Below are 13,294 nucleotides of genomic sequence, written 5' to 3'. Positions count from 1 at the left end.
CGTGTCCCGAGTGCGCCCCTGCCTGGTGCTACGCTGGCAAGGCCCCTGTCGGGGGCGATGATGATGTCGCCGTGTCGTGAAGCGGATGCCCCCCTTCGGGCCCGCCCGCCACGAGGTGCGGACCATCGCCGCTCCCGCCCCCATCCCGACTCATCATCGGAGGATCTCCGTGGCATCAGCCCACACCGGAACGCTCTATCGCGGACGCGAGGGCATGTGGTCCTGGGTCGCGCACCGCATTTCGGGAATGCTCATCTTCCTGTTCCTGCTTGTGCACGTCCTGGACACCGCTCTTGTGCGCGTCTCCCCTGAGGCCTACAACGAGGTCATCGGCCACTACAAGCTGTGGGTGTTCGGCCTGGGCGAGATCGGCCTGGTGGGCGCGGTCGTCTTCCACGCCCTCAACGGCCTGCGCGTGATCCTGGTGGACTTCTGGTCCCAGGGCACCAAGCACCAGCGCGGCCTGTTCTGGGCCGTGGTCATCGGATGGGTCGTGCTGATGCTCGGCTTCGTCCCCCGCCACCTGATGCACATGTTCGGAGCGTGACGATGACTTCCGCGACCTCGCAGACCGCCTCCCCCTCCCTGCCGGATCCCACCACGCGCTACCGCCGCACCGGTCAGCGCGGGATCAACACCGAGATGCTGTCGTGGATCTTCATGCGCGCCTCCGGCGTGCTGCTGGTGATCCTCGTGTTCGGCCACCTGTTCGTGAACCTGTGGCTGGGCGAAGGCGTCAAGGGCATCGACTTCGCCTTCGTGGCCGGCAAGTGGACCTCCCCCTTCTGGCAGGTCTGGGACCTGCTGATGCTGTGGCTGGGCCTGATCCACGGCGGCAACGGCGTGCGCACGATCATCAACGACTACGCGCGCGGCGATCGTCTGCGCCTGGTGCTCAAGGCGCTGCTGTACTTCGCCACGATCGTCACGATCGTCCTGGGCACCCTGGTGATCTTCACCTTCTCCCCGTGCCCCGTCGGCGCCGACCCGAGCCTGCTGCCCAGCATCTGCGAAGGCTGAGCGCCTCTGCACGGCTTTCTGGGCAGCACCTGATCCTCTCTTCCCGGTCCATCCTGAAACGGAGCAGTCACTCGACATGCAGACCCATACCTACGACGTGGTGATCGTCGGCGCCGGCGGCGCCGGGATGCGCGCTGCCCTGGAATCCTCCCAGCGCGCCCGCACCGCGGTCATCACCAAGCTCTACCCCACTCGCTCCCACACCGGCGCAGCCCAGGGCGGCATGTGCGCGGCCCTCGCCAACGTCGAGGAGGACAACTGGGAGTGGCACACCTACGACACCGTCAAGGGCGGTGACTACCTGGTGGACCAGGACGCCGCGGAGGTCATGGCCAAGGAGGCCATCGACGCGGTCCTGGACCTGGAGAAGATGGGCCTGCCCTTCAACCGCACCCCGGAAGGCCGTATCGACCAGCGGCGCTTCGGCGGGCACACCCGTGAGCACGGTGAGGCGCCGGTGCGTCGCGCCTGCTACGCCGCGGACCGTACCGGCCACATGATCCTGCAGACCCTGTTCCAGAACTGCGTGAAGCAGGACGTGGAGTTCTTCAACGAGTTCTACGTGCTGGACGTGCTGCTGACCGGCGATCCACGCACCGACCGGGACGTGCGCGCCGCGGGCGTGGTCACCTACGAGCTGGCCACCGGTGAGATCCACGTGTTCCGCGCGAAGTCCGTGGTGTTCGCCTCCGGCGGTTTCGGCAAGATGTTCAAGACCACCTCGAACGCCCACACCCTCACCGGTGACGGCCCCGCGATGGTGTTCCGCCGCGGCGTGCCGCTGGAGGATATGGAGTTCTTCCAGTTCCATCCGACGGGCCTGGCGGGCCTGGGCATCCTGCTCTCGGAGGCGGCGCGCGGCGAGGGCGGCATCCTGCGCAACGTCGATATGGAGCGCTTCATGGAGCGCTACGCCCCCACCCTGAAGGACCTCGCCCCGCGCGACGTGGTGGCCCGGGCGATGGCCAATGAGGTGCGTGAGGGCCGCGGCGCCGGCCCGAACAAGGACTACGTGTACCTGGACCTGACGCACCTGGAGCCCGCGCACATCGACGCGAAGCTCCCGGACATCACCGAGTTCGCCCGCACCTACCTGGGCGTGGAGCCGTACACGGAGCCGATCCCGGTCTACCCCACCGCGCACTACGCGATGGGTGGCATCCCCACCACCGTGCGCGGCGAGGTGCTGCGCAATGCGACCGATTCGATCCCCGGCCTGTACGCCGCCGGGGAGACGGCCTGCGTGTCGGTGCACGGCGGCAACCGCCTGGGCACCAACTCGCTGCTGGACATCAACGTGTTCGGTCGCCGTGCGGGCATCGCCGCGGCGGCGCACGCCGCGGAGGTTTCGCTGGCGGACCTGCCGGAGGGCGTGGAGACCCCCACCGTGGAGCTGCTGGAGCGCCTGCGCGACCGGCCCGCGACCGATGACCGCATCGCCGATATCCGCCGTGACCTGCAGGAGACCATGGACGCGAACGTCCAGGTGTTCCGCACCGATGAGACCTGCCGCAAGGCTCTGGCGGACATCGTCACCCTCAAGGAGCGGTACGCCTCGGTCGCGATCCAGGACAAGGGCAAGCGCTACAACCTGGACCTCATGGAGGCCGTGGAGCTGGGCTTCCTGCTGGATCTGGCGCAGATCGTGGCGCTGGGCGCGCTGAACCGTCGCGAGTCCCGCGGCGGTCACTTCCGTGAGGACTACACGGCGCGTGATGACGTGAACTTCCTCGCGCACACCATGGCGTACAAGACCCTGCCGGATGAGGAGGGTGACGAGGGCACCCCGATCCGTCTGGGCACCAAGCCCGTGGTGATCACCCGTTACGAGCCGAAGGAGCGCACCTTCTGATGACTGCTGTCGCCGAGAAGCCCCAGGCCGACTCCGCTGCGGAGCAGGTTCCCTCCTTCGAGGTGACCCTGCGCATCGCACGGTTCAACCCCGAGGACTCCCAGGGCTCGCGCTGGGAGGACTTCACCGTCACCATGCACGGCACCGACCGGGTGCTCGATGCGCTGCACGAGGTCAAGTGGCATCTGGATGGCTCGCTGAGCTTCCGCCGCTCCTGCGCGCACGGGATCTGCGGTTCGGACGCGATGCGGATCAACGGCCGCAACCGTCTGGCCTGCAAGACCCTGCTGAAGGACCTGGATCTCAAGAAGCCCATCACCATCGAGCCGATCAAGGGCCTGCCGGTGGAGAAGGACCTCATCGTGGATATGGAGCCGTTCTTCGACTCCTACCGCGAGGTGATGCCGTTCTTGGTGGCCAGCGGTCAGGAGCCCAGCCGCGAGCGTCTGCAGTCCGCGGAGCAGCGGGAGCGCTTCGATGACACCACCAAGTGCATCCTGTGCGCGGCCTGCACCTCCTCGTGCCCGGTGTTCTGGACCGACGGGCAGTACTTCGGGCCCGCCGCGATCGTGAACGCCCATCGCTTCATCTTTGACTCGCGTGACGACGCCGGTGAGCAGCGTCTGGAGATCCTGAACTCCAAGGAGGGTGTGTGGCGCTGCCGCACCACCTTCAACTGCTCCGAGGCGTGCCCGCGCGGCATCGAGGTGACCAAGGCGATCGCCGAGGTGAAGCAGGCGGTGATCCGCGGCCGCATCTGAGCCGCGTCCTCTTGACGCCGAAGCGCCCGGTCTCCGCAGGGAGGCCGGGCGCTTCCGTGCATGTGCTGCTTCTCAGGCGTAGGTGATCACCAGCGGTGCATGGTCGGACCAGCGGGTGTCGTAGCTCGGGGCGCGGTCCACCTGCGCGGCGGTGGCGCGTGCGGCCAGCTGCGGGGTGGTCAGCTGGTAGTCGATGCGCCAGCCGGCGTCATTGTCGAAGGCCTTGCCGCGCTGCGACCACCAGGTGTACGGGCCCGGGCCGTCGCCGTGCACGGTGCGGTGCACATCCACCCAGTCCAGCTCAGTGGTCAGGCGGTCCAGGTAGGCCCGCTCCTCGGGCAGGAAGCCCGCGGACTTCAGGTTGCCCTTCCAGTTCTTGATGTCCCATTCGGTGTGGGCGATGTTGATGTCCCCGGTGAGCGCGACGTGGCGGCCATCGGCCCGCAGCTGCGCGAGGCGCTCGAGCATGACGTCGAGGAATTCGTATTTGTCGGTCATGGTCTGCGGCTTCTCGGTGTTGCCCGAGTGCATGTAGCAGGAGATGACGGTCAGGTCGGTGCCATCGCCCAGCGGATCCTCGAGATCGGCCTCGAGCCAGCGGCCGGTGTGGGAATCCGCCGTGAGTCCGGGGAGGCCGCGGCGCACCCCCTCGAGGTCGATCCGCTCCAGGGCGGTGCGGGCCGCGATCGCCACGCCTGCGCGCCCCTTGAGCTGCGAGGCCTCACCGACGATGGTCCACTCCTCGCCCATGAGGTCCGCGAGCAGCTCCTCGGGGGCACGCACCTCCTGGAGGGTGATGACATCCGCGGCGGTCGAGGCGAGCCACTCCCCCATCCCCTTGCGTGCGGCGGCCCGCAGGCCATTGACATTGACGGTCGCGAGAGTGAAGGTCATGGCCTTGATTATCGCAGGGAACGCTGCGTGGACGACTGGTGACCTCGCCACCGCAGGACCGCTCACTCCTCGTACGTACCGTCCTCACGGCTGACGCGGACGTCCACTGAGTCGACCACGTGCGCGTCAGGTCCCAGGATGTCCTGCATGCGGTCGGACTGGAAGTACTCCGCAGTCCTGCCGTGCGGATTCTCGGCGACCTCGCGCGTGATCGACTCGGAGTAGCGATCGATATTGTGGTTGTCCATACCGAAATTGCCGCCTGGTCTGGAGGCATCAAGTCCGATCTCGTAACGCTCCTGGGACTCCTGGTACCCCTTCGGGATGATCGGATCAACAGCGCGCAGCCCATCCGTCTCGGGCACGGGGTCGCCCAGGAAGACGTTGCCGTGTTCATCCATAGCGGTCTGGTGGTTGAAGTTCATCGCGGTGGTGCCGTCCAGCGGCCCGCTGCCATCCACCGGTGCGCCCACGGAGATCACATCGGTGACGTTGTAGCGGTTCGGCGCATTGAACGAGGGGTCCCCCGCGAGATTGTTCGCGACCGCGCCACCCTGCGAATGGGCGACGAACACGACGTCGGATCCGTGCGGCACACCTGCGGCCTCCATCGCGGCGGCGACCGCTCGCGAGGAGTCCGTGGACTGGCCGTTGATCGCTCCGTAATTCTGATTCCAGTCGAAGGGGTTCGCTCCACGGTCCGGCGTTCCGGGGGCCACTCTCGAGAACTCCGGCCCGTAGGATCCCGGCACATAGACCACGTAGGTGCTCTTCCCATCGGGCCCCACGACCTGCTGGATTCGGATGTTCTGAGCGTCCTCGGTGCTCGCGTTCGCACTCTGCTGCAGATTCGTCATGAGATCGGCGGGAGTTTCGGGATCCACCGCGTTATCAGGCCGACTGATGCGGTCCTCGCCGATCGGAGCGATGTCATCACCATCGATGTCATACGGGCTCTCCGGTGCACCCAGGGTGCTCAGGGACTGCAGAGGGTCCGGACCGCCGAAGCCGAACATGTCGAATATCTGCTCAGCGAAGTAGCCGAGCGGGTCCGACGCCTGCTCCTGCTCATCGATGTGTTCTTCGAGCTGCCGACCGCGGCCGACGAGGTCTTCGACCGCCCGGGCGAGATCGGCATCCACCTGCTGGGCACGGTCCCGAAAGTCCTGCGCATCGGGACCCTCCCAGTGTGCACTGCCCACCGCGTCGGCGAGCTGCAGGGCGATCCGCTCCAGCTCTCGGGCGCGCTGCCCGATCGTTGCGACATGCGCCTCGGCCTCGTTTGTGACCATCCCCCAGAATGCGCCAGCCATCCCCGTTCTCTTCCCATTTCCGTCAATCCACACCTGCCGACCTAACGGTAGGTCGCACCACAGCGGGGCGCCATGGGGAGAGCTCCCCATGGCGCCCCGTGAGCGTCCGGACGAGGTCAGTCCGCGGCGTGGATCCCCGCCGCGTGCTCGGCCATCTCCACGACGTTCTGCACCAGCAGGGCGCGGGTCATGGGGCCCACACCGCCGGGGTTCGGGGAGATCCAGGAGGCCACCTCGGCCACGCCCGGGTCCACATCGCCCACGAGCTTGGCCTTGCCGGTCTCGGGGTCCTCCTGGCGGGAGACGCCCACGTCCAGGACGATCGCGCCGGGCTTGACATCCTCGGGCCGCACCAGGTGGGCCACGCCTGCGGCGGCGACGATGACGTCGGCGCGGCGCAGATGCACGGGCAGGTCCGTGGTGCCGGTGTGGGTGAGGGTCACGGTGGCGTTGTGCTCGCGGCGGGTCATGAGCGCGCCGATGGAGCGGCCGACGGTCACGCCGCGCCCCACCACCACGACGTCCTTGCCCTTCAGGTCCAGGCCGTGGCGGCTCATCAGCTCGATCACGGCGCGCGGGGTGCACGGCAGCGGGGTCTCGATGGGCCGGTTCGCGTTCAGGACCAGACGCCCGAGGTTCATGGGGTGCAGGCCGTCGGCGTCCTTGGCCGGGTCGATGCGCTCGAGGATCGCGTCGGTGTCGATGTGCTTGGGCAGCGGCAGCTGGACGATGTACCCGGTGCAGGCCGGGTCCGCGTTGAGCTTGTCGATGACCTGCTCGAGCTGCTCCTGCGTGGTGTTCTCCGGCAGGTGCTCCTGGATGGACTCCAGGCCGATCTGGGCGCTGTCACGATGCTTGCCGCGGACATACGCCGCCGATCCCGGGTCCTCCCCCACCAGCACGGTCGCCAGGCCCGGGCGTCGATGCCCAGCCTCCACCAGGGCGGTGACCCGCTCGGCGAGCTCGTTCTTGATGGCCTTCGCGGTGGCCTTTCCATCCAGGATCTGTGCGGTCATGGGGTCTCCTCCATGGAGTCGGTGACGGGTCAGTGGAGTCAGTGACAGGGCACTGCAGTGGTCCGGCGGCCGGCCCAGGTGCTCGGCGTCGAGGGGGTGAAGAGCGCCGATGATCGAGGCAGGCCAGATGAGCACGGCACGGCCCCGCGCCGTGCAGGCGCGGGGCCGCCGCCCTCTCAGTACTGGGCGAGGTTCGTGTACAGCGGGACGCGGCGGGAGAGCTCCTCGGCGCGGCGGCGCAGGGTAGTGAGGTCTGCGCCGTCGGTCAGCGCGAGCGCGATGATGTCGGCCACCTCGGTGAACTCCTCAGCGCCGAAGCCTCGCGTGGCCAGGGCCGGGGTGCCGATGCGCAGGCCCGAGGTGACCCGCGGGGGACGCGGATCGTTGGGCACGGCGTTGCGGTTGACGGTGATGCCCACCTCGTGCAGGCGGTCCTCTGCCTGCTGGCCATCGAGTTCGCTGTCCACCAGGTCCACGAGCACCAGGTGCACGTCGGTGCCGCCGGAGATGACCTTGATGCCGCTGCCGACGGCGTCCTCGCGGCCCAGGCGCTCGGCGAGGAGGCGAGCGCCCTCCAGGGTGCGGGCCTGCCGGTCGCGGAACTCGTCGGTCGCGGCGATGCCGAGCGCCACGGCCTTCGCCGCGATGACGTGCATGAGGGGTCCGCCCTGCTGGCCGGGGAACACGGCGGAGTCGATCTTCTTGGCCCACTCGGCGGTGGACAGGATCATCCCCGAGCGGGGGCCACCGATGGTCTTGTGGATCGTGGTGGAGACGACGTCGGCGTGCGGGATGGGGCTGGGGTGCAGGTCTGCGGCGACGAGACCGGCGAAGTGCGCCATGTCCACCCAGAGCTTCGCGCCCACCTCATCGGCGATCGCGCGGAAGGCGGCGAAGTCGAGTTGGCGGGTGTACGCGGACCAGCCGGCGCAGATCACCTGCGGCTTCTCCGCCAGGGCGAGGTCGCGCACCTTGTCCATGTCGATCAGGCCGGTGCCGGGCTCGGTCTCGTAGGCGACGATGTCGTAGAGGCGGCCGGAGAAGTTGATCTTCATGCCGTGGGTGAGGTGGCCACCGTGGGCGAGCGAGAGGCCCATGAGCTTGTCCCCGGGGCGGGCCAGGGCGTGCATCACCGCGGCGTTGGCGGTGGCGCCAGAGTGGGGCTGAACGTTCGCGTGCTCCGCACCGAACAGGTCCTTGGCGCGCTGGATCGCCAGGTTCTCCGCGACGTCGACCTCTTCACACCCGCCGTAGTAGCGCTTACCGGGGTAGCCCTCGGCGTACTTGTTGGTGAGCACGGAGCCCTGGGCCTGCAGCACGGCGCGCGGGACGAAGTTCTCGCTGGCGATCATCTCGAGGGTGCGCTGCTGGCGCGCCAGCTCGCGGTCAAGGACCTGCGCGATCTCCGGATCGAGGTGCTCCAGGGACTGGTCGAGGATGTTCACGGGGCCTCCTGCGGTGGGGGTCGCTGCTTCGCGGTGTCCCGTCATCTTAGGCCGGGGCAGGCCAGCGCGCCCCGGACCGCTCAGATCCGCGTCCGGCCCCCGCGACGCCGCCGTGGGGCCGTGCGCTCACAGGTCCACGCCCCAGCGCACCGGCTCGGGCTCGAGGTGGATGCCGTAGCTCTGCTGCACCCGGTGCTGCACGTCACGCGCCAGCTCGACGATGTCCGCGGCGCTCGCACCTCCACGGTTGGTTAGGGCCAGGGAGTGCTTGCTGGAGACCGCCGCGCGCTCCGCCAGGGCGTGCCCGAGCTCGACACCGGAGTGGCTGATGAGCCACGCGGCGCTCGTCTTCACCCGATCGTCCCCGGCGGGGTAGCGCGGCGCCTGCTGAGGCAGCGCGGCGGCCTGCTCGGCGCTCAGGATGGGGTTGGTGAAGAAGGAGCCGGCGCTCCAGGTGTCGTGGTCGGCAGGGTCCAGGACCATGCCCTTGCTGGCACGGATGCGCAGCACGGCCTCGCGCACCGCGGCCATGGGGGCGCGCTCGCCCACCTGGACGCCGAGGGCGTCGGCGAGCTGCTGATAGCGGATGGGGGCGCTGAGAGAGCCGATGGTGTGCTGGAAGGTCACCGACAGCACGACGTAGCGGCCGGTGGGTGAGGGGGCGCCGCCCGTGTACCGGGTGCGCTTGAAGAGGCTGTCGCGGTAGGCGAAGTCGCAGTCGGCAGCGAAGATGGTGCGCACGGCGCGCTCGTGGCGGTCCCAGGTGCGCACGCGCGTGATGGTGCTGGCGACCTCCTGGCCGTAGGCGCCGACGTTCTGGATGGGGGTGGCGCCGACGGTGCCGGGGATGCCGGAGAGCGCCTCGATGCCGACCATCTCGCGGGCGATCGCGTACTGCACCGCCCGATCCCAGGTGACGCCTGCGAAGTGCTCGACGATCGCCCCGCCGCAGGTGGGATCCAGGGGGGTGAGCTCGGCAGGATCCACGTCGATGCCGTCGGGCTCTCCGCTGGCGCCCACCTCGCAGGTGGCATCCAGCTGCGGGACTTGGTCGGCGTCCTCGAGCAGCACGACGGTGCCCTCGAAGGGGTCATCGGCGGCCAGCAGGTTCGAGCCGCCGCCGAGGACGAGCAGCGGGGTCCCGGCGGCATCGGCGGCGGAGACCGCTTCGATGACGTCCTCCGCGGTGCGGGCGCGGACCAGGTCGCGGATGGGGCCGCCCACCCGCAGGGTGGTGAGGTCAGCGAGGGACACGCCGCTCATGCCGTCTTTGCCACTGTGTGCAGGGCGATCTCGGCACGGGCCCGACCCAGGACCTTCGTGCCATCCACCTGGGCGGTGATGTCCACGCGGGCGGTGCGGGCATCCTCGTCGATCGCGCCGACCACGGCGGTGACCTCCAGCCGCACGGCGCCGGTGGCGGGCACCTCGATGGGGCTCGTGAAGCGGGTGCTGTAGGACCGGACCAGGCTGGGATCGCCGATGACCTCGAGCAGGCCGCTGATCGCGGTGCCCATGGTGAGCATGCCGTGGGCGATCACTCCGGGCAGGCCTGCGTCCTGGGCGGCGGTGTCGTTGTAGTGGATGGGGTTGAAGTCTCCGGAGGCGCCGGCGTAGCGCACGAGGGTGTCGCGGGTGATGGTGTGCTGCGTGCGCGCGAGCTCCTGGCCCACGGTGAGGGCGGCGAGGTCCGCGCCAGAGTGCGAGGCGGGGGTGGTGGTCACGAAAGCTCCTTGGTCCGGGATGGGCATGGCCGGGGGTGCTGCGGTCGCGTGGCGGCGTGTCACTCGCCGCGGATGACGAGCATGCTCTTCACGCTCGCCACCGCAGCACCGTCCTCGTCGGCCATATCCACGCGGGTGGTGACCATGGCGTGACCGCCGGCAGCGCGCACGGACTCGACGGTGAGGGTGGGGATCAGCCGGTCCCCCGCGACCACGGGCCGATGCAGCGTGAAGCCCTCCTCGCCGTGCACCACGCGGGTGAAGTCGATGCCGGCCGCGGGGTCCTGGATGTACTGCGCCTCGGTGGCCTGGGCGAGGGAGACCAGGAAGGTGGGCGGAGAGATGACGTCCGCATAGCCCGCCTCGCGGGCTGCTGCGGGGTCCGTGTGCAGGGGCGAGGGGGCGCTGGTGGCGCGGGCGAACTCGGCGATCTTCGCGGCGGAGATGTCGTGCGCGGGGCCGGGCGGGTATGTGCGGCCGGCGAAGGAGGGGTCCGGTGTGCTGGTCATGGATTCTCCCGGGTCAGGTGTATGGGGCCGACGGGGGTGCTGCGGCCGATCTTCTCAGGTCCGGCGGCGAATACGGCGCAGGCGCGGGTCTGTGCCGAAGCGGGCAGAGGGGGCCAGCGCGGCGCCGTGCGGAGACGCCGAAGGCCATCCGGACGGTTCCGGATGGCCTTCGGGATGCTGGTGCGGACCGTCAGCGGGTCTCGCGGTGCGCCGTCTGCTTGCCGCAGGTGGGGCAGAACTTGGACAGCTCCAGCCGGTCCGGCGTGTTGCGACGGTTCTTCTTGGTGATGTAGTTACGGGACTTGCAGTCCACGCACGCCATGGTGATCTTGGGACGCACGTCAGAGCTCTTGCTCGCCACGGTTCGCCTCTTTCTCCGGGTGGCACGCCCGGCGGCGCACCTCGTAGGTCCCCGTGCTCGGGGGTTCTGGTTGTCTGCACTCCGGTCGATGACCGGCGTGGTACCGAGGGCGGGGATCGAACCCGCGACCTCACGATTATGAGTCGTGCGCTCTGACCGTCTGAGCTACCCCGGCCTGACCGATGAAGCGGCCCGACCTCGAACGAGATCGGGCCACTCATCCATCAGAGCCCTGAAAGGGAATCGAACCCTTGACCTTCTCCTTACCATGGAGATGCTCTGCCGACTGAGCTATCAGGGCAACCCGGTGAACAGTACTTGCCGAGCTGCCCGGAGGCAATTCGGGAGGCTGTTCCCGTGCGGCGGATCACAGGGATCCACTGCGTGGCAGATGAGGGATTCGAACCCCCGTAGGCAATGCCAGCTGATTTACAGTCAGCTCCCTTTGGCCGCTCGGGTAATCTGCCGTGACTGCTCCCCTGCCCCATCCGCGAGGACGGTGCCGCGGGAAGCGGACCTGGTCCAGCATACCGGGGACATGGCGGCGGCGCGAACCCAGGGGGCCTTCAGTGCCCATGAAGATCGTCACAGGGTGCGCAGGGGCCGGGGAGCAGGGACACTGGAGCACAGCAGATGGGGAGCAGCGGCCTGCCCGGGCCGCCTCACGCACCCCCGGGAGGAAGGAGCAGGGCATGGCCGATTCGTCGTTCGACATCGTCAGCAAGCTGGACCGGCAGGAGGTCGACAACGCCGTCAACCAGGCCGCCAAGGAGGTGGCGCAGCGTTACGACTTCCGCAACACCGGTGCGTCGGTCACGCTCAGCGGGGATGCGATCCTCATGTCCGCGAATGCGGAGGAGCGTGTGCTGGCGGTGCTGGATGTTCTGCAGTCCAAGCTGATCCGCCGCGGGATCTCCCTGAAGTCGCTGGATGTGGGTGAGCCGAAGGAGTCCGGCAAGGAGGTGCGGCTGTCTGCGGCGCTGAAGGAGGGGATCTCCTCGGAGGACGCGAAGAAGATCGCGAAGATCATCCGCGATGAGGGCCCCAAGGGCGTGAAGCCGCTTATCCAGGGGGATGAGCTGCGGGTGTCCTCGAAGAGCCGTGACCACCTGCAGGCGGTGATCGCGCTGCTCAAGGGCAAGGACCTGGATGTGGCGCTGCAATTCGTCAACTACCGCTGAGGCTCCTCGGAACGGAGAGTTCCACACCTTCCCCACGGAGAGTTCCATACGGAAAGGCCCCATCCCCGGGATCCCGGGAATGGGGCCTTCGCCATAGCGCGCGAGGCGCGATGGTCAGCCGTTGTTCGAGGTGGTGTCCTGCTCCTCGGCGTGCTGGTTCAGCTCCTTGGACTTCGCCTCCATGAGCTCGATCAGCTGGCTCACGGCACCGCCGATGAAGCCGTTCCAGTCACCCTCGTACGCATCGTAGTCCGGACCGATCCACTCCACGGACGTCACCAGCTGCGTCGCCGCATCGATGTGCTCGAGCATCTGCTGGCCGGTCTCCATGATGAACTGAGCGACCTCGCGTCCCTCTTCGGGATTCATACCCTTGAAAGCCATGACCTACCCCTTCCGCCCCTGCGGGCAAAACCTGAGAAAAGAAAGAAAAGAAAACTCTGGATGAAAGCCAGCCCGATCAGGCCGACGCCTCACGCTGCTCCGCAGCGTTCTTGCCCGCACGCTCCGCGAAATCACCGGCCTGCTGCACAACCTGCTGCACAGCCTGACCCACAGTGCTCTCGAACTCCGTCACGTAACGGTCGCGGTCCTCACCGGTCCAGTCGAACTCACCCACACGCTGCGCCGCCTGGGTGTAGGCCTGCTGCACCTGCTCCGCAGCCTCCGTGATCTGCTGAGCCATCTGCTCAACGGCCTCCGGAACCATGCCCTTCTTCATGCTGTCCTCCTCAGAACACTCAATCGATCCATCCGGTCCACCCACCGGACCGGACACCGCGACCTCCCGGCCGCGATCCCTGTCCCCCAGGTGATGTCTTCACCCTAGAACGCACCGGCCGACAATGCGATGGGGAGTACTCCCCATCCCCCTCCCCAACCCCAATTCTTCATGAACATACTGGTCAGAGGCACTATGAGCGAGATAGAGGCTGTGGATGAGTCGTCTCAGCACCGTCTGCGAGCACCGATAGTTGGGCTGTCTGATGTGGGCCGCGCGATCCCCTGAGAGACGGGTGTGCTGCACGCGCGCACCCGAGAGACCCGCGCGATGCGCACTCACCTGAGAGTCCCGCGTGATGCGCGAGCACCTCGATGCACCGCTGCAGGTCCTGAACGGCCGCCGAGCCCCCCTTCCGCACGGAGAGTTCCACACCTTCCCCACGGAGAGTTCCATACGGAAAGGCCCCATCCCCGGGATCCCGGGAATGGGGCCTT

Annotated in this window: 15 protein-coding genes and 3 tRNA genes; 5 read left to right on the top strand and 13 right to left on the bottom strand. The window is 68.2% G+C overall.

What is annotated here, in order from left to right; all coding sequences use genetic code 11:
- The first annotated feature begins 169 nt into the window (after nucleotides 1-169).
- The 4 genes from sdhC (at nucleotide 170) to CJ197_RS01570 (ending at nucleotide 3,633) form a co-directional block, all read left to right on the top strand.
- Nucleotides 170-547 carry a succinate dehydrogenase, cytochrome b556 subunit gene (gene sdhC, locus CJ197_RS01585; protein WP_102235247.1) on the top strand — a complete coding sequence of 126 codons (378 nt, stop codon included), beginning with the start codon at nucleotides 170-172 and terminating at the stop codon, nucleotides 545-547.
- A gap of 2 nt (nucleotides 548-549) precedes the next feature.
- Nucleotides 550-1,020, top strand: a complete 471-nt coding sequence (gene sdhD / locus CJ197_RS01580) for a succinate dehydrogenase, hydrophobic membrane anchor protein (RefSeq protein WP_102235028.1) — start codon at nucleotides 550-552, stop codon at nucleotides 1,018-1,020.
- Between the two features lie 76 nt (nucleotides 1,021-1,096).
- The gene (sdhA, locus tag CJ197_RS01575; RefSeq protein ID WP_102235027.1) at nucleotides 1,097-2,872 is read left to right on the top strand and encodes a succinate dehydrogenase flavoprotein subunit; all 1,776 of its coding nucleotides are present in this window, start codon (nucleotides 1,097-1,099) and stop codon (nucleotides 2,870-2,872) included.
- Nucleotides 2,872-3,633: a succinate dehydrogenase iron-sulfur subunit gene (locus CJ197_RS01570; RefSeq protein WP_102235026.1), complete on the top strand. Its 762-nt coding sequence runs from the start codon at nucleotides 2,872-2,874 to the stop codon at nucleotides 3,631-3,633. The genes sdhA and CJ197_RS01570 overlap by 1 nt, the downstream gene beginning before the upstream one ends.
- Nucleotides 3,634-3,705: 72 nt before the next feature.
- Here the strand turns inward: CJ197_RS01570 and CJ197_RS01565 are convergent, their stop codons facing one another.
- The 11 genes from CJ197_RS01565 to CJ197_RS01515 all read right to left on the bottom strand — a co-directional run bounded on the left by CJ197_RS01565 (nucleotide 3,706) and on the right by CJ197_RS01515 (nucleotide 11,362).
- Nucleotides 3,706-4,527: an exodeoxyribonuclease III gene (locus CJ197_RS01565; RefSeq protein WP_102235025.1), complete on the bottom strand. Its 822-nt coding sequence runs from the start codon at nucleotides 4,525-4,527 to the stop codon at nucleotides 3,706-3,708.
- A gap of 62 nt (nucleotides 4,528-4,589) precedes the next feature.
- Complete coding sequence (locus tag CJ197_RS01560; protein WP_102235024.1) at nucleotides 4,590-5,840, bottom strand: hypothetical protein; 1,251 nt, start codon at nucleotides 5,838-5,840, stop codon at nucleotides 4,590-4,592.
- Nucleotides 5,841-5,956: 116 nt separating this feature from the next.
- Nucleotides 5,957-6,856, bottom strand: a complete 900-nt coding sequence (locus CJ197_RS01555; RefSeq protein WP_102235023.1) for a bifunctional methylenetetrahydrofolate dehydrogenase/methenyltetrahydrofolate cyclohydrolase — start codon at nucleotides 6,854-6,856, stop codon at nucleotides 5,957-5,959.
- 176 nt (nucleotides 6,857-7,032) lie between these two features.
- Nucleotides 7,033-8,301, bottom strand: coding sequence for a serine hydroxymethyltransferase (gene glyA / locus CJ197_RS01550; RefSeq protein WP_102235022.1), 1,269 nt, complete (start codon nucleotides 8,299-8,301; stop codon nucleotides 7,033-7,035).
- Between the two features lie 126 nt (nucleotides 8,302-8,427).
- The gene (locus CJ197_RS01545; protein WP_102235021.1) at nucleotides 8,428-9,555 is read right to left on the bottom strand and encodes a UDP-N-acetylmuramate dehydrogenase; all 1,128 of its coding nucleotides are present in this window, start codon (nucleotides 9,553-9,555) and stop codon (nucleotides 8,428-8,430) included.
- 5 nt (nucleotides 9,556-9,560) lie between these two features.
- Nucleotides 9,561-10,025, bottom strand: a complete 465-nt coding sequence (locus CJ197_RS01540; protein WP_102235020.1) for a MaoC/PaaZ C-terminal domain-containing protein — start codon at nucleotides 10,023-10,025, stop codon at nucleotides 9,561-9,563.
- Between the two features lie 59 nt (nucleotides 10,026-10,084).
- A complete protein-coding gene (locus CJ197_RS01535) occupies nucleotides 10,085-10,534 on the bottom strand; it encodes a MaoC family dehydratase N-terminal domain-containing protein (RefSeq protein WP_102235019.1) in 450 nt (149 codons plus the stop codon).
- Between the two features lie 190 nt (nucleotides 10,535-10,724).
- Complete coding sequence (gene rpmG / locus CJ197_RS01530; protein ID WP_102235018.1) at nucleotides 10,725-10,895, bottom strand: 50S ribosomal protein L33; 171 nt, start codon at nucleotides 10,893-10,895, stop codon at nucleotides 10,725-10,727.
- 98 nt (nucleotides 10,896-10,993) lie between these two features.
- A tRNA-Met gene (locus CJ197_RS01525) sits at nucleotides 10,994-11,070 on the bottom strand.
- Between the two features lie 53 nt (nucleotides 11,071-11,123).
- A tRNA-Thr gene (locus tag CJ197_RS01520) sits at nucleotides 11,124-11,196 on the bottom strand.
- An 84-nt stretch (nucleotides 11,197-11,280) separates the two neighbouring features.
- Nucleotides 11,281-11,362: transfer RNA gene (locus tag CJ197_RS01515), tRNA-Tyr, on the bottom strand.
- A 225-nt stretch (nucleotides 11,363-11,587) separates the two neighbouring features.
- Between CJ197_RS01515 and CJ197_RS01510 the strand changes: the two genes are divergently transcribed.
- Nucleotides 11,588-12,076 carry a YajQ family cyclic di-GMP-binding protein gene (locus tag CJ197_RS01510; RefSeq protein ID WP_102235017.1) on the top strand — a complete coding sequence of 163 codons (489 nt, stop codon included), beginning with the start codon at nucleotides 11,588-11,590 and terminating at the stop codon, nucleotides 12,074-12,076.
- Between the two features lie 114 nt (nucleotides 12,077-12,190).
- Here the strand turns inward: CJ197_RS01510 and CJ197_RS01505 are convergent, their stop codons facing one another.
- Complete coding sequence (locus CJ197_RS01505) at nucleotides 12,191-12,460, bottom strand: hypothetical protein (protein ID WP_102235016.1); 270 nt, start codon at nucleotides 12,458-12,460, stop codon at nucleotides 12,191-12,193.
- A 76-nt stretch (nucleotides 12,461-12,536) separates the two neighbouring features.
- Nucleotides 12,537-12,797: a hypothetical protein gene (locus tag CJ197_RS01500; RefSeq protein ID WP_102235015.1), complete on the bottom strand. Its 261-nt coding sequence runs from the start codon at nucleotides 12,795-12,797 to the stop codon at nucleotides 12,537-12,539.
- Nucleotides 12,798-13,294: the final 497 nt, after the last annotated feature.

This window comes from Brachybacterium sp. UMB0905 (assembly GCF_002871795.1).
In the GTDB taxonomy this organism is placed as follows: domain Bacteria; phylum Actinomycetota; class Actinomycetes; order Actinomycetales; family Dermabacteraceae; genus Brachybacterium.
This window is presented reverse-complemented; position numbering and strand designations above follow the sequence as displayed.